An 839-nucleotide genomic window follows, 5' to 3' on the forward strand; every position below is an offset into this window, starting at 1 on the left:
ATACTGCAGTGGCTCGCTTGATCGCGTCGTCCTGTCGGCGCAATGCTTGATCGACATGATGTCGGTTAACATTGTGGCTCAAGGACTGCTGCATGCGGTTGGCGCCGGCGGCCATGGTGTGCTCGATCTCGAGCATTTCCCGTGTGGTGTAGCGCGCGAGTTTGTGGTTCTGTTCGGCGCGCAATTCGACCAGGGCAGGAGAGGCCATGACGGTGGCAAAGGCATTCTGGAAGGCTTGCGGATCGTCGATATAGCGATGCAGGGCACGCGCGACGTCGTATCGGTCGAAGACGCTCTTTTCGCCCGTCAGGATCGACAGGACTTGCTCCGGCTTCTCCCGGATCAGTTCGGCGTTTCGTCGCGCTGCCTTTTCGTCGATGCGCGTGCGCGATACGTCGAGCCCACGTCGATCCATCTGCGAAGCATGGACGCCGATGTGTTCGGTCGGCTCGATCTCCAGCCCGCGCTCGATATGCGAGCGATGATCGATCCGGATATCGAGCCCGGCGCGCATGAGCTGCCGATTGGCGTGGCTCTCCCAGGCTTGCCTGATGTCGCGAAGCTGCATATGCGACGTCGGCTGATTGTGGTTCAGCAGCCACTTGTTTTCCCGCTCGATCAGTGTCTTCTCGCCGAGCCCGTTCTCGGCCACCATCCGCGTCGTCATCAGCACATGGGCATGAACGTTTCGGACGTCGCTTTCGACATGCGGCTGATGAATAGCGAAGTCGACGGCTGCCCCATAGCGGTTGGCGAGATCGCGGGCGAAGTCGCGCACGAGCAAAAGCCGTTGCTGAGCGTTGAGTTCATGCGGAAGTGCCAGCTCGAACTCGCGGGCG

Annotated in this window: 1 protein-coding gene; it reads right to left on the bottom strand. The window is 60.8% G+C overall.

Annotation, left to right across the window (positions count from 1 at the left end; genetic code table 11):
* The coding region (locus PY650_RS36570) for a MobA/MobL family protein (protein ID WP_285884978.1) at positions 1–839 on the bottom strand (839 nt) is incomplete at both ends.

It is taken from the genome of Martinezella calliandrae, from assembly GCF_030272695.1.
GTDB lineage: Bacteria > Pseudomonadota > Alphaproteobacteria > Rhizobiales > Rhizobiaceae > Rhizobium > Rhizobium calliandrae.